This window comes from Actinokineospora sp. UTMC 2448 (assembly GCF_024760565.1).
Classification (GTDB): Bacteria; Actinomycetota; Actinomycetes; order Mycobacteriales; family Pseudonocardiaceae; genus Actinokineospora; species Actinokineospora fastidiosa.
Genome location: NZ_CP031087.1, coordinates 5299473 through 5324920 on the forward strand (window position 1 = coordinate 5299473; position 25448 = coordinate 5324920).

Annotated in this window: 22 protein-coding genes; 10 read left to right on the plus strand and 12 right to left on the minus strand. The window is 72.8% G+C overall.

Features of this window, described 5'->3' with window-relative positions:
• Positions 1-27: 27 nt before the first annotated feature.
• Complete coding sequence (locus Actkin_RS24155) at positions 28-636, minus strand: hypothetical protein (protein WP_258904369.1); 609 nt, start codon at positions 634-636, stop codon at positions 28-30.
• A gap of 52 nt (positions 637-688) precedes the next feature.
• Between Actkin_RS24155 and Actkin_RS24160 the strand changes: the two genes are divergently transcribed.
• On the plus strand, positions 689-1297 hold the full coding sequence (locus tag Actkin_RS24160; RefSeq protein WP_229787023.1) for a TetR/AcrR family transcriptional regulator: 609 nt from the start codon (positions 689-691) through the stop codon (positions 1295-1297).
• Here the strand turns inward: Actkin_RS24160 and cobA are convergent.
• Together cobA and Actkin_RS24170 are read right to left on the minus strand one after the other, a co-directional pair.
• Complete coding sequence (cobA, locus tag Actkin_RS24165) at positions 1271-2494, minus strand: uroporphyrinogen-III C-methyltransferase (RefSeq protein ID WP_258904370.1); 1224 nt, start codon at positions 2492-2494, stop codon at positions 1271-1273. The two genes, Actkin_RS24160 and cobA, sit on opposite strands and share 27 nt — an antisense overlap.
• Before the next feature lie 49 nt (positions 2495-2543).
• Positions 2544-3023: a winged helix-turn-helix domain-containing protein gene (locus Actkin_RS24170; protein WP_189211679.1), complete on the minus strand. Its 480-nt coding sequence runs from the start codon at positions 3021-3023 to the stop codon at positions 2544-2546.
• Positions 3024-3298: 275 nt separating this feature from the next.
• Between Actkin_RS24170 and Actkin_RS24175 the strand changes: the two genes are divergently transcribed.
• The gene (locus tag Actkin_RS24175; RefSeq protein ID WP_258904371.1) at positions 3299-6808 is read left to right on the plus strand and encodes a carboxypeptidase regulatory-like domain-containing protein; all 3510 of its coding nucleotides are present in this window, start codon (positions 3299-3301) and stop codon (positions 6806-6808) included.
• Between the two features lie 118 nt (positions 6809-6926).
• Positions 6927-7862, plus strand: coding sequence for a sporulation protein (locus Actkin_RS24180; RefSeq protein ID WP_258904372.1), 936 nt, complete (start codon positions 6927-6929; stop codon positions 7860-7862).
• A gap of 1 nt (position 7863) precedes the next feature.
• Here Actkin_RS24180 and Actkin_RS24185 read toward each other — a convergent pair whose 3' ends face one another.
• The 4 genes from Actkin_RS24185 to Actkin_RS32660 all read right to left on the minus strand — a co-directional run bounded on the left by Actkin_RS24185 (position 7864) and on the right by Actkin_RS32660 (position 12582).
• Complete coding sequence (locus tag Actkin_RS24185; RefSeq protein WP_258904373.1) at positions 7864-8664, minus strand: hypothetical protein; 801 nt, start codon at positions 8662-8664, stop codon at positions 7864-7866.
• Entirely contained in the window at positions 8665-9510 is an 846-nt protein-coding gene (locus tag Actkin_RS24190; protein WP_189211684.1) for an alpha/beta hydrolase-fold protein, read from the minus strand. It lies immediately after the preceding gene.
• A 178-nt stretch (positions 9511-9688) separates the two neighbouring features.
• The gene (locus Actkin_RS24195; protein WP_258904374.1) at positions 9689-10606 is read right to left on the minus strand and encodes a bifunctional cobalt-precorrin-7 (C(5))-methyltransferase/cobalt-precorrin-6B (C(15))-methyltransferase; all 918 of its coding nucleotides are present in this window, start codon (positions 10604-10606) and stop codon (positions 9689-9691) included.
• Between the two features lie 182 nt (positions 10607-10788).
• Positions 10789-12582, minus strand: coding sequence for a cobalt-precorrin-4/precorrin-4 C(11)-methyltransferase (locus Actkin_RS32660; RefSeq protein ID WP_309569081.1), 1794 nt, complete (start codon positions 12580-12582; stop codon positions 10789-10791).
• A 75-nt stretch (positions 12583-12657) separates the two neighbouring features.
• Here Actkin_RS32660 and Actkin_RS24205 point away from each other — a divergent pair, with 75 nt between their 5' ends.
• Positions 12658-13800 (plus strand): 8-amino-7-oxononanoate synthase, encoded by a 1143-nt coding sequence (locus tag Actkin_RS24205; RefSeq protein WP_258904375.1) that lies wholly within the window; start codon positions 12658-12660, stop codon positions 13798-13800.
• 133 nt (positions 13801-13933) lie between these two features.
• Here Actkin_RS24205 and Actkin_RS24210 read toward each other — a convergent pair whose 3' ends face one another.
• Positions 13934-14359, minus strand: coding sequence for a GNAT family N-acetyltransferase (locus Actkin_RS24210; protein ID WP_258904376.1), 426 nt, complete (start codon positions 14357-14359; stop codon positions 13934-13936).
• Between the two features lie 12 nt (positions 14360-14371).
• Entirely contained in the window at positions 14372-15169 is a 798-nt protein-coding gene (locus Actkin_RS24215; protein WP_189211688.1) for a S1 family peptidase, read from the minus strand.
• Between the two features lie 133 nt (positions 15170-15302).
• Between Actkin_RS24215 and Actkin_RS24220 the strand changes: the two genes are divergently transcribed.
• A complete protein-coding gene (locus Actkin_RS24220; protein ID WP_258904377.1) occupies positions 15303-16196 on the plus strand; it encodes a M15 family metallopeptidase in 894 nt (297 codons plus the stop codon).
• 1105 nt (positions 16197-17301) lie between these two features.
• Here Actkin_RS24220 and Actkin_RS24225 read toward each other — a convergent pair.
• The gene (locus Actkin_RS24225; RefSeq protein ID WP_189211689.1) at positions 17302-18348 is read right to left on the minus strand and encodes a M48 family metallopeptidase; all 1047 of its coding nucleotides are present in this window, start codon (positions 18346-18348) and stop codon (positions 17302-17304) included.
• Positions 18349-18452: 104 nt separating this feature from the next.
• Here Actkin_RS24225 and Actkin_RS24230 point away from each other — a divergent pair, with 104 nt between their 5' ends.
• From Actkin_RS24230 to Actkin_RS24245, 4 genes are all read left to right on the plus strand, one after another.
• Positions 18453-19580 carry a VanZ family protein gene (locus Actkin_RS24230; RefSeq protein WP_258904378.1) on the plus strand — a complete coding sequence of 376 codons (1128 nt, stop codon included), beginning with the start codon at positions 18453-18455 and terminating at the stop codon, positions 19578-19580.
• Positions 19577-20113: a YbhB/YbcL family Raf kinase inhibitor-like protein gene (locus Actkin_RS24235; protein ID WP_258904379.1), complete on the plus strand. Its 537-nt coding sequence runs from the start codon at positions 19577-19579 to the stop codon at positions 20111-20113. Before Actkin_RS24230 ends, Actkin_RS24235 begins: the two co-directional genes overlap by 4 nt.
• Positions 20114-20157: 44 nt before the next feature.
• On the plus strand, positions 20158-21525 hold the full coding sequence (locus tag Actkin_RS24240) for a mycothione reductase (protein WP_258904380.1): 1368 nt from the start codon (positions 20158-20160) through the stop codon (positions 21523-21525).
• A gap of 144 nt (positions 21526-21669) precedes the next feature.
• Complete coding sequence (locus Actkin_RS24245) at positions 21670-22350, plus strand: FadR/GntR family transcriptional regulator (protein WP_258904381.1); 681 nt, start codon at positions 21670-21672, stop codon at positions 22348-22350.
• Between the two features lie 3 nt (positions 22351-22353).
• Here Actkin_RS24245 and Actkin_RS24250 read toward each other — a convergent pair whose 3' ends face one another.
• The gene (locus Actkin_RS24250; protein ID WP_258904382.1) at positions 22354-23868 is read right to left on the minus strand and encodes a cobyric acid synthase; all 1515 of its coding nucleotides are present in this window, start codon (positions 23866-23868) and stop codon (positions 22354-22356) included.
• Between the two features lie 50 nt (positions 23869-23918).
• Here Actkin_RS24250 and Actkin_RS24255 point away from each other — a divergent pair, with 50 nt between their 5' ends.
• A complete protein-coding gene (locus Actkin_RS24255; RefSeq protein WP_229787026.1) occupies positions 23919-24596 on the plus strand; it encodes an alpha/beta fold hydrolase in 678 nt (225 codons plus the stop codon).
• On the opposite strand, the gene map is transcribed toward Actkin_RS24255, so the two are convergent.
• On the minus strand, positions 24583-25440 hold the full coding sequence (map, locus tag Actkin_RS24260; RefSeq protein ID WP_189211695.1) for a type I methionyl aminopeptidase: 858 nt from the start codon (positions 25438-25440) through the stop codon (positions 24583-24585). The two genes, Actkin_RS24255 and map, sit on opposite strands and share 14 nt — an antisense overlap.
• Between the last annotated feature and the right edge of the window lie 8 nt (positions 25441-25448).

The window sequence follows — 25448 nt, forward strand, 5'->3', positions numbered from 1 at the left end:
AGGCCCCTTCCGGCGTCTCCGGGACGGCTAGGCCACCGTCTCGTTCGCGGCGTACGTGTCCCGACACCCCACAGCGCAGAAGCCCACGGTCTTCCCGTCGCGCTCCAAGGTGATCGCGCTCGGGCCCAACCGCACCCGCATGCCGCAGATCGGGTCCCGGACGACGCCGTCCGGCAGGTCCTCATCGGGCCGCTCGGCAGCGCGGTACTCCTCGGTCATGTAGTTGACGACATCCCGGGCGGTCGCGGGTGAGCCGTTCAGCCCGATGTCGCCGTCGGCGATCCCCACCACGGTGATCCACACGTCGCCACCCGCCCGGACGTGGCCCCGCGCCTCGTCATGGCGCCTGAGTGCCGCGCGGACGATGCCCATGCACGGGCGGGACACGTCGGCGCGCCAGGCCTCCGGGACGGTGATCGTCACCAGGAAGGGCGGCGGGTCGTCGACCGGGCCGTCCCCGGTGGACCAGGACGCCGCCTCATGGAACAGCACATGGGTCATGCGACGCGCCCGGCGCAGGGTCTCCGGCGGGATCTCGTCGGTGCCCAGCAGGCCGGTGGCGATCCGCTCCGCGATCGCCGTGCGGGCCGCCGGTTCCAGTGCCCCCTGCGGGTAGGTGATTTCGATCAGGTTCACTCGACCACCTCCATTTACGTACACTTGTACCTAAATAGTAGCGTCCCCGCCGGTGGGACGACGAGCGAAGTTCAGCCGCGCCGAGATCGAGGACGCGGCCATCGCGGTGGTCGACGAGCACGGGCTCGGCGGCCTCACCATGCGCGCCGTCGCCACGCGCGTCGGCACCGGGCCGATGACGCTCTACAACTACGTCGACGACCGCACCGGGCTCGACGCGCTGGTGGTCGACGGCGTCCTCCGCGACATCACGATCCCCCCGGCCACCGACGACTGGCGCGCGGACCTGCGCGCCATCGCCACCGAGGTCTGGCAGGCCGTGCGCCGCCACCCCAACGCGATCCCCCTGGTCCTGGCCCGGCGCAGCCATTCGCCGGTCTTCCTGGACGTCGCCGAGGCGCTGGTGGCCGCGCTCGCCCGGTCCGGGCGGACGGGAGCGTCCCTGCTCGCCGCCTTCCGCGCCGTCACGACACTGGCGACGGCCTTCGCCCAGACCGAGCTCGGCGCGGACAGGGACTCGACGATCGGCCGGTTCCGGGCGCTGCCCGCCGACCGCTACCCGCGCCTGCTGGATCTCGCTGGCGCCGCCCAGGCCAGCACCCCGGAGGCCGAGTTCGACGCGGCCGTGACCGCGCTACTCGACGGGCTGGGGCAGCTCTGAGGCCAGGCCCGCCACCGGTCCGATCACCGTGACGGCGGGCGGCCGGATGCCAGCCGTCACGACGTCGTCGGCCACCTTGTCCAGAGTGGACCGCAGGACCCGCTCGGTGCGCATGGTGCCCTCCTGGATCACCGCGACCGGCGTGTCCGGCGACCGTCCATTGCGGACCAGGGTGGCGGCGAACAGTGGAAGCTTCTCCACACCCATCATCAGCACGATCGTGCCGTGCAGCCGGGCCAGCGCGGACCAGTCGGTCAGCGACGCCGAGTCGTCGGGGGCCACGTGGCCGGACACGACGACCACCTCATGGGCCACGCCGCGGTGGGTGACGGGCACGTCCGCCAGGGCGGGGACGGCGAAGGCCGAGGTCACGCCGGGCACCACCGTGACCGGGACGCCCGCCTCCGCCAGCGCGATCAGCTCCTCGAAGCCGCGGCCGAACACGTAGTTGTCGCCGCCCTTGAGCCGCACCACGAACTTCCCGGCCCGCGCGTGGGTGATCAGGGCGTCGTTGATCGCCCGCTGGGTCGCCGCGCGGCCGTAGGGGATCTTGGCCGCGTCGATCACCTCGACGTGCGGGGGCAGTTCGTCGAGCAGGTCGCGCGGGCCCAGCCGGTCGGCCACCACGACGTCGGCCTGGGCCAGCAGCCTGCGGCCGCGCACGGTGATCAGCTCCGGGTCGCCGGGTCCGCCGCCGACCAGCGCGACGCCCGCGGGCGGCGCGGCGGCGCGGTCGTCGATCGCGCCCGACCGCAGCGCCGTCAGCAGGCCGTCGCGCACCGCAGCCGAGCGGGAGTGCTCCCCGCCCGCGAGCACCCCGACCAACAGGCCCTCGTACGACCCCGTCGCGGGCGTGACCGCCGAGCCCTCCGACCCGGCGTCCGCGCGCACGCAGAACACCCTGGCGCGGTCCGCGGCCGCGGCGACCTCGGCGTTGACCGCCGAATCCGAGGTGCAGGTCAGCACGTACCACGCGGCGTCGAGATCGCCGTCGGCGTAGCGCCGGGGCACCCAGGTGATCTCCCCCGCGTCGGCCATGGCCTGCACGGACGGGGTCACCGACGGCGAGATGACCTCGACCCGCGCGCCTGCGGCGATGAGCTTGGGCAGCCTGCGCTGCGCCACCGTGCCGCCGCCGACCACGACCACGCGCTTGCCCGCGAGGTCGAGCCCGACCAGGTAGTGCTGTTCAGCCATGCGGGTAAGCATGCCGGGTGAACGCGGAAAGACCGCAGCGCGACACCGGTCAGTGTGACGGAGCAGGCACCGCGAGCCGATAGCCGACGCCGCGCACCGACTCCACCCGGATGCCCGGCGTGCTCGCGCGCAGCGAGCGTCGCAAACGTTTGATCGCCGACACCACGGCCTGGCTGTCGCCCACGTACGTGCGGCCCCAGACGTGCTGGGTCAGCTCGGCGAAGGACCACACCCGGCCCGGCTCCCCCGCGAGGGTGACCAGCAGGTCGAAATCCCGGGCGGACAGCGGCAGCGGCGCGCCCGCCCAGGTGGCTTCCCGCAGCGCGGCGTCGAGCCGCAGCGCGCCGCACTCGACGATCCGGTTGATCCGGCCCTCGATGGCCGAGCGCAGCGCGTGCGCGTCCGGGACGTAGAGCAGGGCGACGCCGCCGCCCCCGGCGGCGGCGATGGCGGCGAGTTGGTCGGCGGAGGTGCCGACGCAGACCACCAGGGGTAACTCGGAGCCGTCCAGCGAGCGGAGAACCGTCACGCGCCACCCCCAGTGCCGACCGAACGTGAGTCCTTCACAACAACCGTCGCTCCCGCCGTCATTCCGTTACAAAGATCAGGGCCGTCCGACCGCGAATCGACCCGATACCGCCCCGGACGACACCTTCACCGCACCCGCGCTTTCCGGCAGCGTCGAGAGAACCGGCAGTCATCGCACGGCTACCGGAGGTAGACGCGCGCTACCCCCTGCAGCGCGCGGGATGGGAGCCACCCGCTTTGTCTCCACGACCCCACCGCGTCAGAGGGCGGACCTGGTTGGCCGCGGTTACCACCGCGCTCACCGCGTCCGCGCTGCTGACGACCCCGGCGCTCGCGGCGCCGACCGACGACAAGATCGAGCCCCAGCTGCTGCAGGCGCTCGACGCCAAGGACAGCACCGACTTCTGGGTGCTGTTCGGCGAGCAGGCCGACCTGGCGCCCGCCACCAAGATCACCGACTGGACCGCGCGCGGGCAGGCCGTGCTCGACGCCTTGCGCGGCACCGCCGACCGCGCGCAGGCGGCCGTGCGCGCCGACCTCGACGCGGGCAAGGTCGACTACGACTCGTACTTCATCGCCAACGCGCTGCACGTCAAGGGCGGGTCGCAGGCGCTGGCCGAGTCGCTGGCCAAGCGCGCCGAGGTCGCCGAGATCCTGGCCCCGCGCGCGTACTCGCTGCCGGAACTGACGCCCGGCGAGGTCCAGGCGACCGTGGACGCTGTCGAATGGGGCGTCGCGGCCATCAACGCCGACGACGCCTGGGCCGACTTCGGCGCCCGGGGCGAGGGCATCGTCGTGGGCAACATCGACTCCGGGGTGCAGTTCGACCACCCCGCGCTGGTCGGGAAGTACCGCGGGAACAACGGCGGCGCGTTCGACCACCAGTACAACTGGTTCGACCCGAGCGAGGTGTGCCCGACCGCCGCGCCGTGCGACAACAACGGCCACGGCACGCACACCATGGGCACGATGGTCGGCGGCGACGGCGCCAACCAGATCGGCGTCGCGCCCGGGGCCAGGTGGATCGCGGCCAAGGGCTGCGAGAGCAACGGCTGCTCGGAGGCCGCGCTGCTGGCCTCCGGCCAGTGGATGCTGGCGCCGACCGATCTCGCGGGCCAGAACCCGCGGCCGGACCTGCGCCCGCACATCGTCAACAACTCCTGGGGCGCGTCCAACGGCTCCGCGGTGGACCCGTGGTACCGGGCGACCGTGCAGGCGTGGCGGGCGGCGGGCATCTTCCCGTCGTTCTCCAACGGCAACTCCGGCCCGAGCTGCAACACCTCCGGCTCCCCCGGCGACAACGTCGAGTCCTACGCGTCCGGCGCGTTCGACATCAACGGCGCGATCGCGTCGTTCTCCAGCCGGGGACCGGGCGAGAACGGCGACATCAAGCCGAACCTGGCCGCCCCGGGCGTCAACGTCCGCAGCGCCCTGCCCGGCGGGGCCTACGGCGCGAACAGCGGCACGTCGATGGCCGCGCCGCACACCTCGGCGACCGTCGCCCTGATGTGGTCGGCGGCCCCGACGCTGGTCGGCGACATCGCCCGCACCGCGGAACTGCTCGATGACACCGCCGTCGACGTAGATGCCCTGACCTGCGGCGGAACCGTCGATGACAACCACGTCTTCGGCGAGGGCAAGCTGGACGCCCACGCCGCGGTCGACCGCTCCCCGCGCGGCCCGGTCGGCACGCTGGCGGGCACCGTGACCGACGCCGCGACCGGCACCCCGGTCTCCGGCGCGAGTGTCACCGTGACGGGCCCGAGCAACCGCACCCTGGCCACCGGGACCGACGGCGCGTACACCTCGACGCTCCCGGTGGGCGAGTACGCGGTGGCGGCCACGGCGTTCGGCTACGGCCAGGCGACCGGGACGGCCACGGTCACCGAGGCGCAGACGGTCACCGTCGACCTCGCGCTGACCCCGGCCGCCCGCGACACCGTCTCCGGCGTGGTCCGCAACGCCCAGGGCGGCGTGGTGGCGAACGCGACCGTGCAGATCCTCGGCACGCCGCTGGCCGCGGTCACCACCAATGGCGAGGGCGCGTACTCCATCGCCGACGTCCCGCACGGCACCTACCAGATCCGGGCCACCGCGGGCGGCTGCAACGACCCGCGGCAGGTGGAGCTGGTGGTCGACGGCGCCGAGGCGCTGGACTTCGAGCTGCCCGCGCGCGGCGACTCGTTCGGCCACCACTGCGTGCTGGAGCCCTCGTCCTATGTGGAGGGCGACACGCCGCTGGCGCTGACCGGCGACGACCAGGCGACCGCGGTCGACCTGCCGTTCGGCTTCTTCTACTACGGGGCCACCTACCGGCAGGCGCACGTGGCGACCAACGGCCACGTGAACTTCCTGGCCCGCAGCACCTCCTTCGGCAACACCGGCATCCCGGGGACGGCCGCGCCGAACGCGGCGGTCTACCCGTTCTGGGACGACCTGCTCATCGACGCCCAGAGCCAGGTGCTGACCAAGACCGCGGGCACGGCGCCCAACCGGTCGTTCACGGTGGAATGGCGCAACGCCACCATCTACCAGCAGACGACGACCAGGCTGGACATCTCGCTGACGCTGTCGGAGAACGGCGAGATCGCGATGAGCTACCGCAACCTCGACGCGGCGAACCCGCGCGAGACCGGCAACTCCGCCACCGTCGGCATCGAGAACGCGACGGGAACGGTGGCGCTGCAGTACTCGCTCAACACGCCCACCCTGTCCAACGACACCACGGTCCGGTTCAAGCCCCCGGCGTCGGGCACGGTCGCGGGCGAGGTCACCGACGCCAACGACCGGGGCGCGATCGAGGGCGCCACCGTCAAGATCCTCAGCGGCGGGGCCACCGTGGCGACGGCGACGACCGGGGCGGACGGCCGGTACTCGATGCGCCTGCTCGCGGGCGACTACACCGTGGAGGTGTCCAAGCAGCACTACGTCTCCGCCACGGAGACCGTCGCGGTCGACGGCGACGAGTCGGCCGACTTCGCGCTGCGGACCCCGGGCGCGGAGCTGACCGGCGGCCCGCTGACCTTCCTCGGCGAGGCGGGCCAGCTCCGCTCGTCGACGGTCAGCCTGGCCAGCACCAGCGACCTCACGCTGGACTACACGCTGTCCAGCGGCGCGTCGTGGCTGTGGGCGGTGCCGGGGACGGCCGCGGTGAAGCCGGGCGGCACGCAGGCGATCACCGTGCGCGTGGACCCGGTCGGCCTGACCCCCGGCGTGCACGAGAGCACGGTGACCGTCACGACCAACGCGGGCCGCACCCCGACCATCACCATCCCGGTGAAGCTCGTGGTCCCGGCCTACCGCAAGGGCCTGGACGTGGGCGGCGGCGGGCTGACCGACCGCAACGCCGACGTCTGGGTCGGCGACCAGGCGTGGCAGCCGGGCGGCTTCGGCTACCTCAGCGGCGGCCCGGTGGTCAAGAGCGGGAAGGCCATCGCGGGCACCGAGGACGACACGCTGTTCCAGACCCAGCGGGAGAGCCCGGGCGGCTACCGGTTCGACGGCCTGCCCGCGGGCACCTACCAGGTCGAGCTGGGCTTCGCCGAGCTGCGGGCCGGTTTCGTCCCCGGACGCCGCGTGTTCGACGTGTCGGTCAACGGGACGAAGGTGCTGCCGCGCTATGACATCGCGGCGAGCGTCGGCGTCCTGACCGCGGACACCCACGAGTTCTGGGTGACCGTGCCCGAGGGCGGATCGATCTCGGTGGAGCTGGCCGCGCTGCGCGGCAAGTCCGTGCCGGTGATCAACACCCTGCGGGTGACGCACCGTCCGGATCGGACGAGCTGATGGACCGGCGGCCCCCGACCCTGACCCGGTCGGGGGCCGCCGTCACCCGGACGGGGGTGATCTTCGCTGGTACCGTCGATTCCGCGACCTTCCCCCGGCCCGTGGAGGACACATCCCGATGTTCAAGCGCATGCTCGCCGCCTTCGGGGTCGGCGGGCCCTCGGTCGACACCGTGCTCGGCACGCCCTCGGTCATGCCGGGTCAGCCCGTCGCGGGCACGGTCCGCATCCAGGGCGGCAGCGCGGACGTCACCATCGACCAGGTGGCGCTGTCGCTGGTCACCCGCGCCGAGCTGGAGCACGGCGACCACGAAGCCACCGGGCGCGCCGAGTTCCACCGCGTCGTCGTCGGGGCGGACGTGCGGGTGAGCGCCAACCAGCCGCTGGACATCCCGTTCCGGTTCGACGTGCCGTGGGAGACCCCGATCACCGCCGTCGGCCCGACGCCGCTGCCCGGCATGGTGGTCGGCGTGCGCACCGACCTGGTGATCTCCGGCGCTCCCGACAAGGGCGACCTGGACGCGCTCACGGTGCACCCGCTGCCGTCGCAGGACGCGGTGCTGGACGCGTTCGGCAGGCTGGGCTTCCAGTTCCGCTCCGCCGACGTCGAGGTCGGCAGGCTGCGCGGCGTGCCGCAGGCGCTGCCGTTCTACCAGGAGATCGAGTTCTTCCCGCCCCCGGCGTACCACGGCAGGATCACCGAGGTCGAGCTGACGTTCGTGGCCACGCCGCACGAGCTGCACGTCGTCCTGGAGGCCGACAAGCGCGGCGGTTTCCTGCGCGCGGCCACGGACGTGATCGGCAGCTTCCGCATGGCGCACCAGGAGTCCGAGCGCACGGACTGGACGCCGGTGATCGACCGCTGGCTCGCCCAGATCGCCGCGAGCGCGGCGAACCCGGCCTTCGGCGGGCACCACGACCCGCGCCACCACCACCGGCGCGGTCCCGGCATGGGCGCCGTCGTCGGCGGCGCGGCCGCAGGCCTGGTCGGCGGCATGATCCTCGGTGACATGCTGGGCGACATGGGCGAGGACGGCGGCGACTTCGAGGAGTGAGTCAGCCCGCGGTCCGCCACAGCCCGTCGATGCCCTCCACCCCGGAGCGGGCGTCGATGTAGAGCAGCGCGTGCAGGGCCATCGTCCACGGCGAGACGACGGTGGCCACCAGCACCGACCCCAGCGACTCGGCGAGCGCGGACCCGCCGCTGATCGCCTCGAACAGCATCAGCGTCGGCGCGCGCAGCGCGACCCCGGCGACGCTGGCGATGAGCGCGACGACGAACACCCGCCACCAGCCGCCGGTGCCCTCGTGCACGAGCGCCTGCGACCGGCGCAGCGCCGCGACCGGCGACACCCGCTCGATCACGGCCGCGGACGGCGCGAGCATCAGCGCCACGCTCAGATACAGCACGCCCACCAGCAGGGGCAGGGCGAGCACGAGCCCCAGGGGGCCGAGCTTCGTCGTCAGCAGGCCGAGTGCGCCGAGGCCGCCGATCAGCAGGCCGGTCAGCACGGTCACGCCGACGAGCGCGGGCAGCGCGGACGCCCCGGTGCGCAGCGCGAGCCGCGCGCTGGTGGCGTGGCCGAAGACCGCGCGTGGGACCACCACGTTCACCACGGCCGCGAGGACGATGCCGACCAGGCCAGCGACGCCGAGCCGGACCAGGTTCTCCAGCAGGGGTGACGGTTCGGCGACGGCGAGCAGCGCCCAGGCCGCGAGCTCGGCGGACACCGCGACGCCGAAACCGACGCCCAGCAGCGCGCCCGGGTGGCGGCGCACGGCGTCGACCGATCCGCGCAGCAGGTCGGGGATGGTCAGCGGGCGCAGCGGGACGATGCCCAGGCGCACCTCGGTCATCTAGAGGTGCTCGCCGACGTACTTCAGCGCCTCGGGCAGTGCCTTCTTCCAGTACGCGGCGTTGTGGCCGCCCGGAGCCCAGTGGCCCTTGGCGCCGACCTTGCCCGCGAAGTCCTTGGCGGTGTCCAGGAACGCCTCGTCCTCGGTGCCGCACCAGACGGCGACCTTGAGGTTGGCGAACTCCCTCGGGTGCCGCAGCGGCTCCTTGGCCTCCCACTGGGCGCGGCTCTCGAAGTCCTTGGACTGCTCGGCGAACGCCCAGCTCTCGTACAGCGTCGGGCTGATCGCGGCGACGACCTCGATGCCGGTGCTCTTGCGGCCGTGGTTGAGCGCGCCCACCGCGCCCTCGCCGATGCCGACGGCGGCGAACGGGGTGGTGGCCAGGTCGTGGTACTCCAGCCACTCGGGGAGGTCCTCCTCCAGCATCCGCATCGGCTCGTCGTCCTTGTCGCCGATCCAGTTGCCGCCGTCGGCAGCGGCGATCGCGAACGGCACGCTGCTGTAGCGCACCAGCTCGGTCAGCACGTCGGGCACGCCGAGGTCGAGGAAGGAGCGCGCGCCGCCGACCTTGTCGTGCAGCGCCACACACACGGGGATGGGGCCCGGCGGGATGCCCGCGGGGCGGATCAGCACGATGTCGACGTCGCGGTAGCGGCCTGCTGCGATCTTGCGGTCGATCGTGACCGGCTGGGATGTCGAGGTCGGCGGCTTCGTCAGGGCCAGCTCGTTGCGCGGATCGACCTCCGGGGTCTTGGCCTGACAGCCGGTCAGCAGACCCGCGCCGACGCCCAGCCCGCCCAGCAGGGCGGCCCGGCGGGACAGCCGAACATTTCGCACAGTGTTCACAAGTTCTCCGCTCGTCACGGACCCCTCGGGCGATCTTATGGGGCTACCGCCCGCCCCCGACCAGTACCACGGACAAACCTCACTAATCGGGAGCGCTCTCTCATCCGTCTGCCACAAGGAGCGCACATTACCTGCTCGCATAGCGAACAGAATGTGCCGTTTGGACCAATCGCGTACGTCATTCGGCGGCTTCCGGGTCGATTCGCGCGCCCCAAACCAGGAAGGAGGACTCCGCAGGGCGCACCATCGTTCCCCCATCCGGCCCATCCCCGAACCCGGCAGCGCTGAGCTGACACCCGTCGACGGCGTACCCGGCCCCGGCCAGCGTCGTGCGCACCATGCCCAAGTGGTCTAGTTCCGACACCATCACGACGACCCGGTCCGCACCCGCGCCCGCGCAGGCGCGCACGAGATCGGGGGTGGAGCGGGCGAGGAAGACGGCGTCCGGCTTGGGCAGCGCGCGCAGCGCCCGCGGCAGCTCACCGTCCTCCAGCCGGACGTCGACACCGTGCGCGTTGGCGTTGGCCACGATCCGCACACACAACGCGGCGTCCCGCTCGACCGCGACCACGGCGGCGCCGAGCATCCCGGCCTCGACGCCGAGCGCACCCGAACCCGCGCAGACATCCCACACGAGCACCCCGGGACGCGGGGCGAGGCGGGCGAGCGCGAGGGCGCGGACGTGCTCGGGGATCCAGTGCCCCTCGCGGGTGGCGAACGCGGTCATCGGCAGCGCCCACCCCCTGCCGTCGCCGTTCGGCTCGCCGGCGATCCAGCGGTGGGTCTCGCGGGTTTCGAGGGAACTGAGGCAGAGCACGAGATTGGGCGTGCGCCAGGCTTTCCGCTCAGCCTCGGTGGCGTCCACAATGGAGAGTTGTTCGGTCTTTCCGCCGACGTTCTCCAGCACCGCCAGATACCGATGCCAGCCGACCAGCTCGCGCGCCAACTCCGCGGGCCCCGCCCCCGGCGCCGTCCGCACCATGACGGCAGACCGCGCCCGACAGACGTTGACCGCCCGGCGGAAGTCCCGCCCCTCGGCCTCCACGACGGTGATCTCAGCCCACGGCCGCTTGACCATCTCGGCCAACCTGGACATATCGGACACGGATCCCGCCATGGCCCATTCGACCACGCCACCCGCCCCCAGGGAAACCGGCCAATCCCCATTCCGAAACGATTGCGCCGATTTCCCCAGATGATGCCATCATCCGAATGGTCGCGTCATATGTTCGGATCATTCGAACGATCATTCAGATGACGAGATCATCCACTCCAGCCTCAGGACTTCTTAACCCCCCGCTTAGCCCCAGCCCGAGCAGTCCGCTTCCCCTGCCCCCGCACCGCCTTGGCCCCCCGCGAGCCCGCGTCCCCCGCAGCCTCCCCGACCCCAACCTCGGCCTTCCCAACCCCGACGCCACCGGCCCCGGCGTCTCCGATTCCGAGTCCACCAACCCCGGCCTCTCCAACCCCGCCCCCACCAACCACCCGCTCCTCCGCGGACGCGCCCGCGCCCTGCAGGTCGCCCTGCCGCCCAGAAGCCTTCTCCTCGGCCCCCTGCCCGGAGGAACGATCAGCCGCCCCACCCTGCGCACCCGCGCCACCCGCCGCCCCCTGAGCGGACACCCCACTTCGCCCGGACAAGCCCCCGCCCGAACCTCCTTGACCGGAACCGCCTCCCGCCGCTCCCGCGGCGGCCGAGCCCTCGCCCTGGCCTGACACCCCCTCACCGGAACCACCCGGCGCGGACACCGTCCCAGCAGAGCCGTTCTGCGCCGACAGCCCCGCGCCAGAACCACCCTGAGCGGCCCACCTACCCCCAACCCCCTGGCCCGACGCCTTCCCAGCGCCCCCATTCCGCCCCGCCGAAGCACCCTGAGCGGCCGACCCACGCCCAAGCCCCTGCTCCGACGCCTTACCGGCAACGCCATTGCGCCCCGCCGACCCATCCCCAGCGGCAGGCTCCTGCTCCGAGGCGGTGCCAACAGCACCCGACCTCGACAATCCTGCACCCGAGTCGCCTTTCGCGGCCCACCTGCCCGCGCGGGTCTGCTCCGATGCCTTCCCAGCAGCACTGTCCCGTCCCGACAGCCGTCCCGCCGAAGCACCGTGAGCGGCCCACCTGGCCGCAGGTTCCTGCTCCGACGCCTCCCCGCCGCCACCCCGTCCAGAAGATCGGGCGGCGGAGGCGCCTTGGGTCCACCTGCCAGCCCGCACCTTCTCAGCAGCGCCGTTCCGCCCCGAAAGCCGTGCCGTGGAAGCGGGCTCCGGTTCCTCCCGCACCGGCTCGGCGGCCTCGGCGCGGCGTTCGGCCCAGGTCTTGCGGGGTTCGTCGGTGGGCCTGCGCCAGGAGCGGGCGGTCCAGCGGGGGGCGGGGTCGTCGGTGCGGGGTTTGCCGGTGGTGCGCAGCGTGTCGCCGATGAGGAAGAGGGTGGTGCGCCACAGGTTGTGCTTCTTCACCTCGGCGACCAGGTCGGCGACGGTGGTGTGGATGATCGTCTCGTCCGGCCTGCTGACCTTGTCCGCCACCACGGCCGGAGTGTCGTCGGGGACGCCCGCCGCGGAGAGGGCTTCCACCAGGTCGGCGGTGCGGGCGGCGGGCGCGCGGACGGCGAGGGTCCGGTCGACCGCAGCCAGGGCGCGGATGGGGGCGAAGTCGGTTTCCACCGTCGTGATCGACACCGAGTCGATCGCGCCCGCCTCGAGCAGGGCGGTTCCCGTCGCCGAGATCGGGGAGACGCCGGGGACGACCTCGACGTCCAGGCCCAGTCGGGCGCACAGGTCCAGTTGCTCGCGCAGCCGCGGCGACAGCGCCGGGTCCCCGCTCACCAGCCGGACGGCCGTACCGCGCCTGCTGGCCAGTCGGCGGTAGTGCTCGGCGATCTCGTCAGGGCCGAGACGGGCGCAATCGATCAGTTCCGCGTCAGGTCCGGTGTGCTCGCGCAGCCAGGTGGGATCGGTCACCCCCGAGGCGTACAGCACGAGGTCCGCGTCGGCGATCCGCTTGGCCCCGCGCAGGGTCAGCAGGTCGGCAGCGCCCGGTCCGGCTCCCACGAAACTCACCGTGCCACGCATGCGCCGACCGTATCGTTCCGCGCGCGGCCGACCCGGACGCGGGTCCGGCCTCCCCGCGGTGCGAGACTCGCGGGCGTGAGCGACACCGTGTTCGACTGGCTCGACGCCCACGCCGAGGATCGGCGCAAGGCGGGTCTGGCCAGGCAGCTGCGCCCGCGCACGCCCGACAACGGCGTGCTGGACCTCGCGGGCAACGACTACCTCGGCCTCGCGCGCGACAAGCGCGTCACCGGCGCGGCGGCCGCGGCGGCGCTGCGCTGGGGCGCGGGATCGACCGGGTCGCGGCTGGTCACCGGCAGCACCGAGCTGCACGCGGAGCTGGAGTTCGAGCTGGCCCGCTTCTGCGGCACGCAGGCCGCGCTGGTGTTCTCCTCCGGCTTCGCCGCCAACCTCGGCGCGGTCACCGCGCTGTCCGGTCGCAACTGCTCGATCGTCACCGACTCGGCCATCCACGCGTCGCTGATCGACGGCTGCAGGCTCTCCCGCGCCGAGATCGCCGTCGTCGGCCACAAGGACCCGGTCGCAGCCGAGCGCGCCCTGGCCACCCGCCGCACCGAGCGCGCCGTCGTCGTGACCGACACCGTCTTCTCCGTCGACGGCGACCTCGCCCCGCTCCCGGACCTCATCGCCGCCTGCCGCGCCCACAACGCCGCCCTGATCGCCGACGACGCCCACGGCCTCGGCGTCCTCGGCGACGGCGGCCGCGGCGCCGTGCACGCCGCGGGCCTGGCGGGCGCGCCGGACGTGGTCACCACGATCACCCTGTCGAAGTCCCTGGGCGCGCAGGGCGGCGCGGTCCTCGGCCCGCGCCGCGTGATCCGTCACCTGGTGGACAACGCCCGCAGCTTCATCTTCGACACCGGCCTCGCCCCCTCCAGCGCCGCCGCCGCGCTGACCGCGCTGTCGATCCTCAAAGAGGAACCAGACCGCGCCGAACGAGTGCGCACGGTCGCCATCGACCTCGCCAACCGCCTCCGCGCCGCGGGCCTGCACGCCAGCGAACCGGAAGCCGCGGTCGTGTCGGTCCGCGCCCCCTCCCCGGAAGCCGCCCTGCGCTGGTCCGACGACTGCCGCGCCGCCGGGATCTGGGTCGGCTGCTTCCGCCCCCCGTCGGTCCCCGACCAGATCTCCCGCCTCCGCCTGACCGCCCGCGCCGACCTCACCGAATCCGACATCACCCGCGCGGTCCAGGTGATCACCGACCACGCCCCCCGCTGACACCACGCCCACCCAACCAGCCATTGGTGGCAAATACCGCTCGAATCCGCGCCCACGAGGTTGTCCACACCCGACCAATCGCAGCGGCACTCCCTCTCCCCCACTGGATAACCTGGCGGCGGGGGGCCGGACGTCACCTGCGGCGGCGCATGGCGATGTGCGGGATGCCGTCCTCCAGATAGGACTCGCCCTCGGGGGTGTAGCCGAAGCGGGCGTAGAGGCCCTGGGCCTGGACTTGGGCGCCCAGGACGCTTTCGCGGTCGCCGATCCGGTCGACGGCGGCGGCCATCAGTTTCGCGCCGACGCCGGTGCCGCGGGCGGACGCGGCCGTGCAGACCCTGCCGACCCGGACGACGTCGCCCTCGTCGAGGAGGCGCAGGCAGCCCAGGACCTCCGTCTCCGGGCGCCACCACAGGTGGATGGTGCTCTCCAGCAGGTCGCGGCCGTCCAGTTCGGGGTAGGGGCACTCCTGCTCCACGACGAACACGTCGACCCGGAGGCGGAGCAGGTCGTAGAGGTCAACGGTCGTCAGCGACGTTCCGGAGGCGGCGTACAGCACGCCCCCGGTCTATCACGGCGCGGGCGTTGTCGGCGGCGCGGGTTCGAGGGCGGCGGCGATGTCGGCGGCGTAGGTGGACACGCGGGTGTAGACGCCGGGGTTGCCCGGCTCCGCGCAGCCCTCGCCCCACGACGAGATGCCGACCAGGGTGTCGTCGACCACGAGCGGGCCGCCGGAATCGCCCTGGCAGGTGTCGACGCCGCCCTCGGGCAGGCCCGCGCACACCATCGGCTCGGGGGCGAAGTCGGCGTAGGCGGCGGCGCAGTCGTCGTCGGCGTAGAGCGGGACCTCGGCCTTGAGCAGGAACTGCGAGGACTCGCCGCCCGCCGACGTCCGGCCCCAGCCGAGGATCGTCGCCATCTCGCCCGCGGCGTACAGCGGGTCGGAGTCGGCGCCCGCGATGGGCAGCAGGCGGTAGGGCAGCGGGTCGGCGAGGGTCAGGACGGCGACGTCGTAGCCCTCGGTCACGCTCCGGTACTCGGGGTGGACCCAGGCCTCCGTCACCGGGCGCACCTCGCCCGCGGTGGCCTCCTTGTCCTCCCGACCGCCGACGACCTTGATGTCGGTGACGGCGAAGGGCGTGACGCAGTGCGCGGCGGTGACGACCTTGTCCGGCGCCACCAGGGTGCCGCCGCAGTACTGGCGGCCGTCCGGGTCGGCGAGGAACACGACGTAGGGGTGCTTCGCGATGGAGGCGCGGGACCCGCCGACGATGTCCTCGCCGGCGTCGGCGACGAACTGCGCGAACATCGCGGCCAGCACGGCCAACGCGGCGGCGACGCCCAGGATGCGGCGGCTCTTTCCGCCCATGGCTGCTCTCCTGTCGGGGGATCGACAACGGTCCGTGCTTCTCGGGACACGCTATGTCAACCCGTCGGTCCGCTGGTAGCGACGCCATGTCGCTCGAACGGGTGGACCTTGGGCGGTGCGGCATGCTGGAGCTGTGCGCTCCCACCGCCTAGCCGCGCTCGCTGTCGCGCTCATCGCGCTGGCAGGCTGCACGACGCCCGCCGAGCAGCGCGCCCAGCGCAGTTCGGCGTCTCCCACTTCCCCTTCGGCGGCTTCCACTTCGCGGCCCGCGCCGGTCTCGACGTCCTCGTCAGCCGCGTCGACCTCGTCGCCGGTCCCCACGACGACCCGCCCGGTGTGGGTGGTCGGCGCCAAGCCCCTCCCCCTGCGCCCGGACGGCTTCGGCCAGATCCTGCCCACCCCGCCCGTCCTCGCCAACCGCGCCTTGCCCACCACCGACATCCTGCCCCCGCCCCGGGACGACAGGTACGCCTCGACGATCGCCGCCGTGCCGCCGGATGTGCTGGCCCGCAGCACCTGGCAGCCGGAGTGCCCGGTGGCGGCGGCGGACCTGCGCTACCTGACGATGACGTTCTGGGGCTTCGACGGCCGCCACCACACAGGCGAGATGATCGTCCACAAGCGCGTCGCCGAGGGCGTGACCCAGGCCTTCGCCAGCCTCCACGCCGTCCGCTTCCCACTCGAGGAGATGCGCGTCACCACCCGCCCCGAACTAGACCTCCACCCGACGGGCGACGGCAACAACACCACGGCGTTCGTCTGCAGGCCCGCGGTCAACCTCAAGACCTGGTCAGCACACGCGTCCGGGCTGGCCATCGACGTCAATCCGTTCTGCAACCCCTACATCCGGGGCGACTTGGTCCTGCCGGAGCTGGCGTCGTCCTATGTGGATCGGGGATGGCGGCGGCCGGGCATGCTGTACGCCGGTGACGAGGCCGTGCGCGCCTTCACCGCAATCGGCTGGTCGTGGGGCGGAAACTGGACATCACCGGTAGACATCCAACACTTCACCGCCACCGGCCGCTGAACGTTCCGGAGCACGGTTGCCAGTAGCGGCGGGCAGTCCGGCGGTTTAACGGGCTGGGCGGACGTCCTCGTCGGTGACTCGGGCAGCTAACGCAAGTCGCTGGGGGTGAGGGTTGGCGGTCGGCGGTCGGACCCTGGGGTTGGGAGGATGGGGGTCTGGGCCGAGCGCTGGGGGTGGGTTGGCGGCTGGCCGCTGGAGTGGGTTGGCGGCCGAACGTTCGGGTCGAGGAGTCAGCGGACTGAGCACCGGGGTGTGTAGGCGGTCGGGCCACTGGCGCTGGTGGTGGCGCCAGCGCCGAGCACCGGAGTTACGAGCGGTCGGCGGCCGAACGCACGAGTCGAGAAGTCAGCGGACCGAGCACCAGAGTGGGTCGGCGGCCGGGCCACTGGCGCTGGTGGTGGCGCCAGCGCCGAGCACCGGAGTTACGAGCGGTCGGCGGCCGAACACTCGAGTCGAGAAGTCAGCGGACCGAGCACCAGAGTGGGTCGGCGGCCGGGCCACTGGCGCTGGTGGTGGCGCCAGCGCCGAGCACCGGAGTTACGAGCGGTCGGCGGCCGAACACTCGAGTCGAGAAGTCAGCGGACCGAGCACCAGAGTGGGCTGGCGGCCGGGCACTGGCGCTACGGGGTGGGTCAGCAGTCGGCCGCTGGGGTGGGTCAGCGGTGGGGCGCTGGAGTGGATCAGCGGTCGGGCGGTGGAGTTGGAGGGCTGGGTCAGCGGTCGGGGGCTGGGCTTGGGCGGCGGCCGAGCGCTGAGCTTGGGCGGCGCCGAGCGCGGGCGTTGGGGTTGGGGTCAGCGGTCCGGCGTTGGGGTGCGGTTGGCGGTGAGGGTGGGTGGGGCGGTGAGGTGGAGTGGAGTGGGCGGTGGGGCAATGGTGCGGGAGGGTCGCGGCTGGCCGTTGGCGTTGGTGGGGTGGCACCGACGCCTGCGGCCCTGCCGCGACCCTGTAGGACGAGGGCGCCTTGGGCGGGTGTGGCCGCTTGCGGCGGTGGCTCCGTCGTGGGTCGTTAAGGGTGGTTGTGGACGGGGCTCGGCCCGATGGGTGGGACATCGGGCCTGCGCTCTTGCCGCATCCGTGCGGGGAGCTTGCTCCCCGAGCGGGTGGTCAGGTGCCGTTGGAGTCCCGGGAGGTGCCGAACCTGCTGAAGACCTTGCCTGCGGCGTCGGTTACGGCGCCGCCTACGTCGCTGAGGATCTTCATGAGGGGGTCGGTGGAGTTGGCCATGGAGTCCTTGTAGGACTTGGCCGCCGAGCGGAGGTCGTCGGTGAAGTTGGCGGAGCCGCTGTCGTCGTCGCGGCGTTGGTAGGTGCCGGTGAGGATCTCGCGGTACTCCTCGCTCGCGGCCCAGCGCTGGAGTTGGGCGGCGCGGACGACGGCGAAGGGGTGGCCCATGGTCTCGACGTTGCGCAGCTTGTGGATGCTGTCGCGGACGTCGTCCACGTTCTCGTACTCGCTGGCCTGCTGCAGGAACGACGGGATGTCGATCTGCGACAGGTCGGTGCCGCCCGCCAGGTACACGTGGGTGCGCAGGGCCGCGGCCGGGTCCTGGCCGCAGAGCAGGCCCGCCCGGTCGCAGGTGAGCTCCGCCTTGCGGAACCACTCGCGCAGGGCGGCGATGACCGCGCGCAGGCCCAGCGCGCCCATGGGCACGAACGCCACCGTCTGCTGCAGGTTGAGCAGGCGGATCAGCAGCGTGCGCAGCACCGCATGGCCGGACAGCACGTGACCCATCTCGTGCCCGATGACGAACCGCAGGCTCTCGGTGTCCAGGGCCTCCACCAGGCCCGTGGTCAGCACGATGAACGGCTCGTCGATGCCGATCGTCATCGCGTTGGCCACCGGGTCGCGGGCGACGAAGACGTTGGGCACCCGCTCGATGTCCAGCGTCTCGGCGCACTCGACGCGCATCTGGTTGATCCTCGGGTACTGCTTCTCGCCCACCCGGATCGCCGAGGCCAGCGCCATCAGCCGCTCGCCGCGCTCGGGGAACAGGCCCGCCACGCCCTTGAGCACGTCGCCCACGCCCGGCACTGCCCGCAGCGTGGCCATGGCGCCGCGGTCGGCCGGGTGCTCGTAGGCCCTCGGGCTGATCCGCGGGAAGCGGACCCTGGTGGAGCGCGACACCTCGTCGGCGCCCTGGTTCTCGGTCATCGTTCCTCCTCGTCCTGAATCCCACAGTAGGCGGATTCGCCGGGACGGGTGGTCGTTTATCCACAACCCGGCCGGACGCCCTGGACGCTCGTAGATTGCGTTCCGTGAGCGATCCGGGCGTATCCGCACTGTTGGCGTTCATCGGCGGGACCGCGCTGGCCGCGCTGCTGGTCGTGCCCTACATCGCCTGGAGCTACCGCAAGCGCGGGCGATTCGGGCCCGGCCACGCGGTCCTTGCCTTCGGCATGCTGGTCTACGCGCTCGCCCTCTGGACCTACACGCTGCTGCCCGTGCCGGACACGACGCCCGAGTGGTGCGCCCGGAACGCGGTCCGGGTTCCGCAGCTGGACCCGCTGCGCTTCATCGCCGACTTCCAGGAGGAGCGCATCGGCAGCGGGCTGGGCGCGACCCTGCGCAACCCCGCCCTCCAGCAGGTGGTGTTCAACGTGGCGCTGTTCGTGCCGATGGGCATGTTCGGCAGGCACATGCTCCACCGCGGCCTGCCCACCGTCGTCGCGATGGGCGCGCTGACCTCGCTGTTCATCGAGTTCACGCAGCTCACCGCCGTCTGGGGCCTGTTCGCCTGCCCATACCGGCTGTTCGATGTGGACGATCTGATCGCCAACACCGCGGGCGCGGCCATCGGCTACGCGCTGGCCCCGCTGCTGCGCGTCGTCCCCGGCCAGCGCGTCGAGGCGCCGCCGGGCGAGCCGCGCCCGGTCACCACCGGACGCCGCCTGCTCGGGATGGCCGTCGACGTCGTGTCGGTGACGTTGCTGGGCGGCCTGCTGTCGGTCGCGGCCAACGCGCTGTGGATCTACGGCTTCGGCGCCGTCACCGCACCGCAGCAGCTGCACTGGCTCCTCAACTACGCCCTGCCCGTCAGCCTGCTGCTCCTCGTCGTCCCGCTCGCGGGCAACGGCGCCACGTTCGGCCAGCGCGTCGTCCTGATCAACCCGGTCGGACCCGACGGCGGCAAGCCCGGGATCGGCCGGATGCTGGTCCGGTTCGCGGTCGGCTCCGGCGGCTACTTCACCCTCGACGCGCTCGGCCTCGGCCTCCCGGCCGTCGCACTGCTGCTGGTCAGCGCGGTCGCGGCAGGCTGGACGCGCGGGCACCGCGGCCTCTCCGGCGCGGCAGCGGGCCTGCGGCTGGTCGACACGCGGGCCGCGAACGCCCGGACTAGCCTGGTCGCCGAAGATCGCAGGCCAGCCCCGGAGGAATCCCCATGAGCCTCGACCGCCCGGTCGCGCCCGACCCGTACGCGCTGCTGCCGAAGGTCGGCACGTTCACCGTGACCTCGACCGACGTCCGCGACGGCGAGCTGACGGACATGAAGCACGTGCACACCTCCGCGGGCGGGGAGAACGTGTCCCCGCAGCTGTCGTGGAGCGGCGCGCCGGAGGGCACGCGCAGCTACGTCGTCACCTGCTTCGACCCGGACGCGCCGATCCCGGGCGGGTTCTGGCACTGGATCGCGGTCAACCTCCCCGCCGACTGCAAAGAACTGCCCTCGGGCGCGGGCAAGGACGACGCCTCGCTGCCCGGCGACGCCTTCCACGTCCGCAACGACATGTCCTCCCGCGACTACGTCGGCGCCGCGCCGCCGCAGAACGACCAGGACCACCGCTACTACTTCGTCGTGCACGCCGTGGACGTGGACAAGCTCGACGTCGACGAGAACGCCAGCGCCGCCGTGGTGAGCTTCAACCTGGCGTTCCACACCCTGGCCCGGGCGATCATCACGCCGGTCTTCCGGCACTGACCCTCGGGAATGCCGGGGCCCGGGCGCCGGGGTTGGATGGGGTTGTGCGCCACTTCGACCTGGTGATCGTCGGCACCGGCTCCGGCAACTCCCTGCTCGACTCCCGCTTCGCCGACTGGGAGGTCGCGCTCGTCGAGCGCGGGACCTTCGGCGGGACCTGCCTGAACGTCGGCTGCATCCCGACCAAGATGTACGTCCACGCCGCGGACCTGGCGGCCACGCCGGAGCACGCCGGACGCCTCGGCGTCGACCTGACCCTGGACGGCGTGCGCTGGCCGGAGATCCGCGACCGGATCTACGGCCGCATCGACCCCATCGCCGCCAACGGCGAGCGGTACCGCCGCGACCACCCCGACAACGCCCACGTCAGCGTCTACACCGGGACCGCGCGGTTCACCGGCGAGCGCAGGCTGGAGATCGACGGCGAGACGATCACCGCGGACCGGGTCGTGCTGGCCGCGGGCAGCAGGCCGATGGTCCCCGCCGTCCCCGGCCTGGCCGACGTCCCGTTCCACACCAGCGACACGATCATGCGCCTGGCTGCCCTGCCCCGGCGGCTGGCCATCCTCGGCGGCGGGTTCATCGCCGCGGAGTTCGCGCACGTCTTCTCGTCCTTCGGCGTCGAGGTGTCGCTGGTCGTGCGCTCGGACGGGCTGCTGCGGCGCGAGGACCGCGACATCAGCATGCAGTTCACCAAGCTGGCCGCCCAGCGCTGGGACGTGCGCCTCGGCCGCGAGCCCGAGCGCGTGGAGCGGCGCGGCGACGGCGTGCGGCTGCACCTCGACGACGGCGCGACCGTGGACGCCGACGCGCTGCTGGTCGCCATCGGCCGCACGCCCAACTCCGACCTGGTCAACGCCGCCGCTGGCGGGATCGAGCTGAGCCCGTACGGGTACGTGATGGTCGACGCCGAGCAGCGCACGACCGCCGAGGGCGTCTGGGCGCTGGGCGACATCAGCTCGCCCTGGCAGCTCAAGCACGTGGCCAACCACGAGGCGCGGGTCGTCCAGCACAACCTGCTGCACCCAAACGACCCGATCGAGTCCGACCACCGGTTCGTCCCGCACGCGGTGTTCACCGCGCCGCAGATCGCGTCGGTGGGGCTGACCGAGCAGGAGGCGCAGGAGCGCGGGGTGGCCTACGTGACGGCGACCCAGGCGTACTCGGGCATCGCCTACGGCTGGGCGATGGAGGACGGCACCGGCTTCGCCAAGCTCCTGGCCGACCCGCGGACCGGCCTGCTGCTGGGCGCGCACGTGATCGGCCCGCAGGCGGCGACGGTGATCCAGCCGGTCATCCAGGCGATGAGCTTCGGCCTGGACGCGCGCAGCATGGCGCGCGGGCAGTACTGGATCCACCCGGCCGTGCCGGAGGTGATCGAGAACGCCCTGCTGAACCTCCCACTGCCCTGACCTCGATCTTTGCCAACTCCCTGCTTGCGCCGGGACCGGGCATGGCACTCTGGACTCCCGCCACGTCCGCCGCGGCGGCGCCGGAGCCGCGGCAGCACGGACGTGGATGCCGTGTGGCGAACGCCTGAGTGAAGGGATTCTGACGTGCCGCTGGCCACTACCCGCCGGACCGGCCTGGTCGACCAGGTGATCGAGCAGATGCGGTCGGCCATCGCGACCGCGGAGTGGAAGGTCGGCGAGCGCATCCCGACCGAACCCGAACTGGTCACCGCCCTGGGCGTCGGCCGCAACACCGTCCGCGAGGCCGTGCGCGCCCTCGCCCACGCTGGCCTGCTGGAGGTCCGCCAGGGCGACGGGACGTTCGTCCGCGCCACGAGCGAGTTCTCCGGGGCCCTGCGCAGGCTCGTCGGCTCGGAGCTGCGCGAGGTCCTCCAGGTGCGCCGCATCCTGGAGGTCGAGGGCGCGCGCCTGGCCGCGGTGAACCGCACCGAGGAGGAGCTGCGCGAGCTGACCGAGGTGCTGAGCGCGCGCGAGAAGTCCATGGAGGCGCGCGACTACACCGTCGGCGTCGACAAGGACGCGGAGTTCCACGGCGCGGTCATGCGCTGCTCGCACAACACGCTCCTGACCGAGCTCTATCAGGGCCTCACCGAGGTAGTACGCGCCTCGGTCGCCACGACGGTGCGGGAGGCCCCGCACAAGGCGAACGTCGACCACCGCGGCCTGCTGCGCGCGATCACCGAACGCGACCCCGACCGCGCCGCCGCCGAGGCCGCGGGCTTCCTGGACGAACTCCTCGCCGAGCTCGCCGACTCCGACGTCTAGCGCTCACGGACTCCCCGGAGGGAGGAACGGCAGGCCAGCGGGGGCGCCGTCGTCGATCAGGGCGCGGAGGGCCCGGGTGTCGAGATGGTCGGCGACCAGGTCGGCCAGCAGGTCCACCTGGGCGGCGCGCGTCTCGGCGAAGGACACCTCGCCCGGGGTGAACGACCGGCCCGCCAGGTCAGCGGCCCAGCGCAGGGCCTGCCGACGGACGGCGTCGTTCTCCAGCAGGCCGTGCCAGTGCGTCCCCAGCACGGGGCCCGACACCGCGCCCTCACCCGTCCCGTCGGCCGTGGTCACCAGGGGCGATTCCGCGTTCCGGCGCACCCGGCCGTGATGGATCTCGTAGCCCGTCGCGGGGTGGCCGAAGGCGTGCCCGCTGGGACGGCCCAGGGTCTTCTCGGGGGCGAACTCCACCTCGACGTCCAACAGGCCCAGACCGGGCGCCTCGCCCGAGCCGGACTCGACATCGTCGACGATCACCCGCCCCAGCATCTGGAAACCGCCGCAGATCCCCATGACCGGCCTGCCCCGGCGCGCGTGCGCCACGACCGCGTCCGCCAGGCCGCGCGAGCGCAGCCACGCCAGGTCCGCGACGGTCGACTTCGAGCCGGGCAGCACCACCAGGTCCGCGTCCGCCAGGCCCGCAGGCGAGGTCACGAACCGCACCGAGACGCCGGGCTCGCAGGCCAGCGCCTCGACGTCGGTGGCGTTGGAGATCCGGGGAAGGCGCACGACGGCCACCCGCAGCCACTCCGCGCCCACCGGCTCGCTCGGGCGGCCGACCACGCCGTCGGCGGCGTAGGACAGCGAGTCCTCCGCGTCCAGCCACAGCTCCTCCCGCCACGGCAGCACGCCGAGCACGTCGCGGCCCGTCAGGCCGCGCAGCTGGCGCAGCCCTGGCTCCAGCAGCGCCGGGTCACCGCGGAACTTGTTGATCACGAACCCGGAGATCAGCGCCTGGTCGGCCGGGTCCAGCAGCGCGACCGTGCCGAACAGGTGCGCGAAGACCCCGCCGCGGTCGATGTCGCCGACCACGATCACCGGAAGCCCGGCCGCACGCGCGAGGCCCATGTTCGCGATGTCCGTCGCCCGCAGGTTGATCTCCGTCGGCGACCCCGCCCCCTCGCACACCACCACGTCGTACTCCGAGCGCAGCGACGCCAGGGACGACAGCACCACGTCGAACAGCTCGGCCTTGCGCTCCCGGTACGACAGCGCCGAGACCGTGCCCACCGGCTTCCCCAGCACCACCACCTGCGACGACCGGTCCGACCCCGGCTTCAGCAGCACGGGGTTGAACCGCACCGACGGCTCCACCCCGCACGCGTGGGCCTGCAGCGCCTGCGCCCGCCCGATCTCGCCGCCGTCGAGGGTGACGAACGAGTTGTTGGACATGTTCTGCGCCTTGAACGGGGCCACCCGCACACCCGAGCGTGCCAGCCAGCGGCACAGGCCCGCGACGAGCACGCTCTTGCCCGCGTCCGATGTCGTCCCCGCGACCAGCAGCGCCCCGGCCATCCGCTCCATCCTCTCCCCGGCTGTCGGCCGGGACTGCCATCATCGCCCCCATGCCCATCACCGCCGTCCTGGTGCACAGCCCGTTCCTCGGCCCGGCCAGCCTGCGCCCGCTGGCCGACGCGCTGGCCGCGCTCGGGCACCCGGCGGTGCTGCCCGACCTGCGCCCCAGCGTGGTCACCCCGCCGGTGCACCAGCGGCTCATCGGCGCGTTCGCCGACGTGATGTCCGACGCGCTCCCGCTCGGCCCGGTCGCCCTGGTCGGCCACAGCGGCGCTGGCCCGCTGCTGCCCGCCTTCGCCGAGGAGATCGACGACGCGGGCGGGCAGGTCCGCGGCCTGGTCTACCTCGACGCCGGGCTGCCGACGCCGGGCCGCAGCTGGCGCGACACCGTGCCCGCCGAGCTGTACGCGCGGTTCCGCTCCGTCAGCCCCGACGGCCTGCTCCCCCGCTGGCCCGACTGGTTCCCCGAGATCACCGTGGACCCCGCCATCGCCGAGGAGGCGCCGGAGGTGCCCATCGCCTTCCTCAAGGAGCCGCGCCCGTCGGTGGACTGGGAGGGCCCCTCCGGGTACGTCCTGCTCTCCCCCGCCTACGCCGACGACCTCGCCGACGCCCGCGCCCGCGGCTGGCCGACCCGGGCGCTGGACCTGCACCACCTGGCCGCCGCGACCGACCCGGAGCCGACCGCGGCCGCCGTACTCGAGGTCCTGCTCGCTACGGCAGGGTGAGGATCTCCGCGCCGGTCTCGGTGACCACGATCGTGTGCTCGAACTGGGCGGTCCAGCTCTTGTCCTTGGTGGTGACCGTCCAGTCGTCGGCCCAGATGTCGTAGTCGATGCCGCCCAGGGTGATCATCGGCTCGATGGTGAAGGTCATCCCGACCTCCAGCTCGGTGGTGACGCTGGGCTCCTCGTAGTGCAGGATCACGAGTCCACTGTGGAAGGACTCGCCGATGCCGTGCCCGGTGAAGTCGCGCACCACGCCGTAGCCGAAGCGCTTGGCGTAGCTCTCGATGACCCGCCCGATGACGTTGAGCGCGCGGCCCGGCCGGACCGCCTTGATCGCGCGCATCGTCGCCTCGTGCGTGCGCTCGACCAGCAGCCGGGCCTCCTCCCGGACGTCGCCCGCGAGGAAGGTGGCGTTGGTGTCGCCGTGCACGCCGCCGATGAACGCGGTCACGTCGATGTTGACGATGTCGCCGTCCTCGATCACCGTCGAGTCCGGGATGCCGTGGCAGATGACCTCGTTGAGCGACACGCAGCACGACTTGGGGAACCGCCGGTAGCCCAGCGTCGAGGGGTAGGCGCCGTGGTCGAGCAGGAACTCGTGCACGACGGCGTCGATGTCGTCGGTGGTCGCGCCGGGCTTGACGGCCTCGCCGCCCGCGGCGAGCGCCTGCGCGGCGATCCGCCCGGCGACCCGCATCGCCTCGATGGTCTCCGGCGTCTGCACATACGAGCCGGTGTGGCGCTTGGGCGCGGGCTTGTCCACGTACTCCGGCCGCGGGATCGCGGGGGGCACGGGGCGGCGCGGCGACTGGACGCCGGGGGTCAACGGGGCACGAACGGACATGCCCTCCA

Bases quoted from the DNA above. Each gene is read 5' to 3' on its own strand.
- Actkin_RS24185 (WP_258904373.1), bottom strand. From the start codon at position 8,664: ATGACCGAGGTGCGCCTGGGCATCGTCCCGCTGCGCCCGCTGACCATC.
- Actkin_RS24235 (WP_258904379.1), top strand. From the start codon at position 19,577: ATGAGCCTCGACCGCCCGGTCGCGCCCGACCCGTACGCGCTGCTGCCG.
- Actkin_RS24215 (WP_189211688.1), bottom strand. From the start codon at position 15,169: ATGGGCGGAAAGAGCCGCCGCATCCTGGGCGTCGCCGCCGCGTTGGCC.
- Actkin_RS24225 (WP_189211689.1), bottom strand. From the start codon at position 18,348: ATGACCGAGAACCAGGGCGCCGACGAGGTGTCGCGCTCCACCAGGGTC.
- Actkin_RS24250 (WP_258904382.1), bottom strand. From the start codon at position 23,868: ATGGCCGGGGCGCTGCTGGTCGCGGGGACGACATCGGACGCGGGCAAG.
- map (WP_189211695.1), bottom strand. From the start codon at position 25,440: ATGTCCGTTCGTGCCCCGTTGACCCCCGGCGTCCAGTCGCCGCGCCGC.
- Actkin_RS24255 (WP_229787026.1), top strand. From the start codon at position 23,919: ATGCCCATCACCGCCGTCCTGGTGCACAGCCCGTTCCTCGGCCCGGCC.
- Actkin_RS24180 (WP_258904372.1), top strand. From the start codon at position 6,927: ATGTTCAAGCGCATGCTCGCCGCCTTCGGGGTCGGCGGGCCCTCGGTC.
- Actkin_RS32660 (WP_309569081.1), bottom strand. From the start codon at position 12,582: ATGCGTGGCACGGTGAGTTTCGTGGGAGCCGGACCGGGCGCTGCCGAC.
- Actkin_RS24195 (WP_258904374.1), bottom strand. From the start codon at position 10,606: ATGTCCAGGTTGGCCGAGATGGTCAAGCGGCCGTGGGCTGAGATCACC.
- cobA (WP_258904370.1), bottom strand. From the start codon at position 2,494: ATGGCTGAACAGCACTACCTGGTCGGGCTCGACCTCGCGGGCAAGCGC.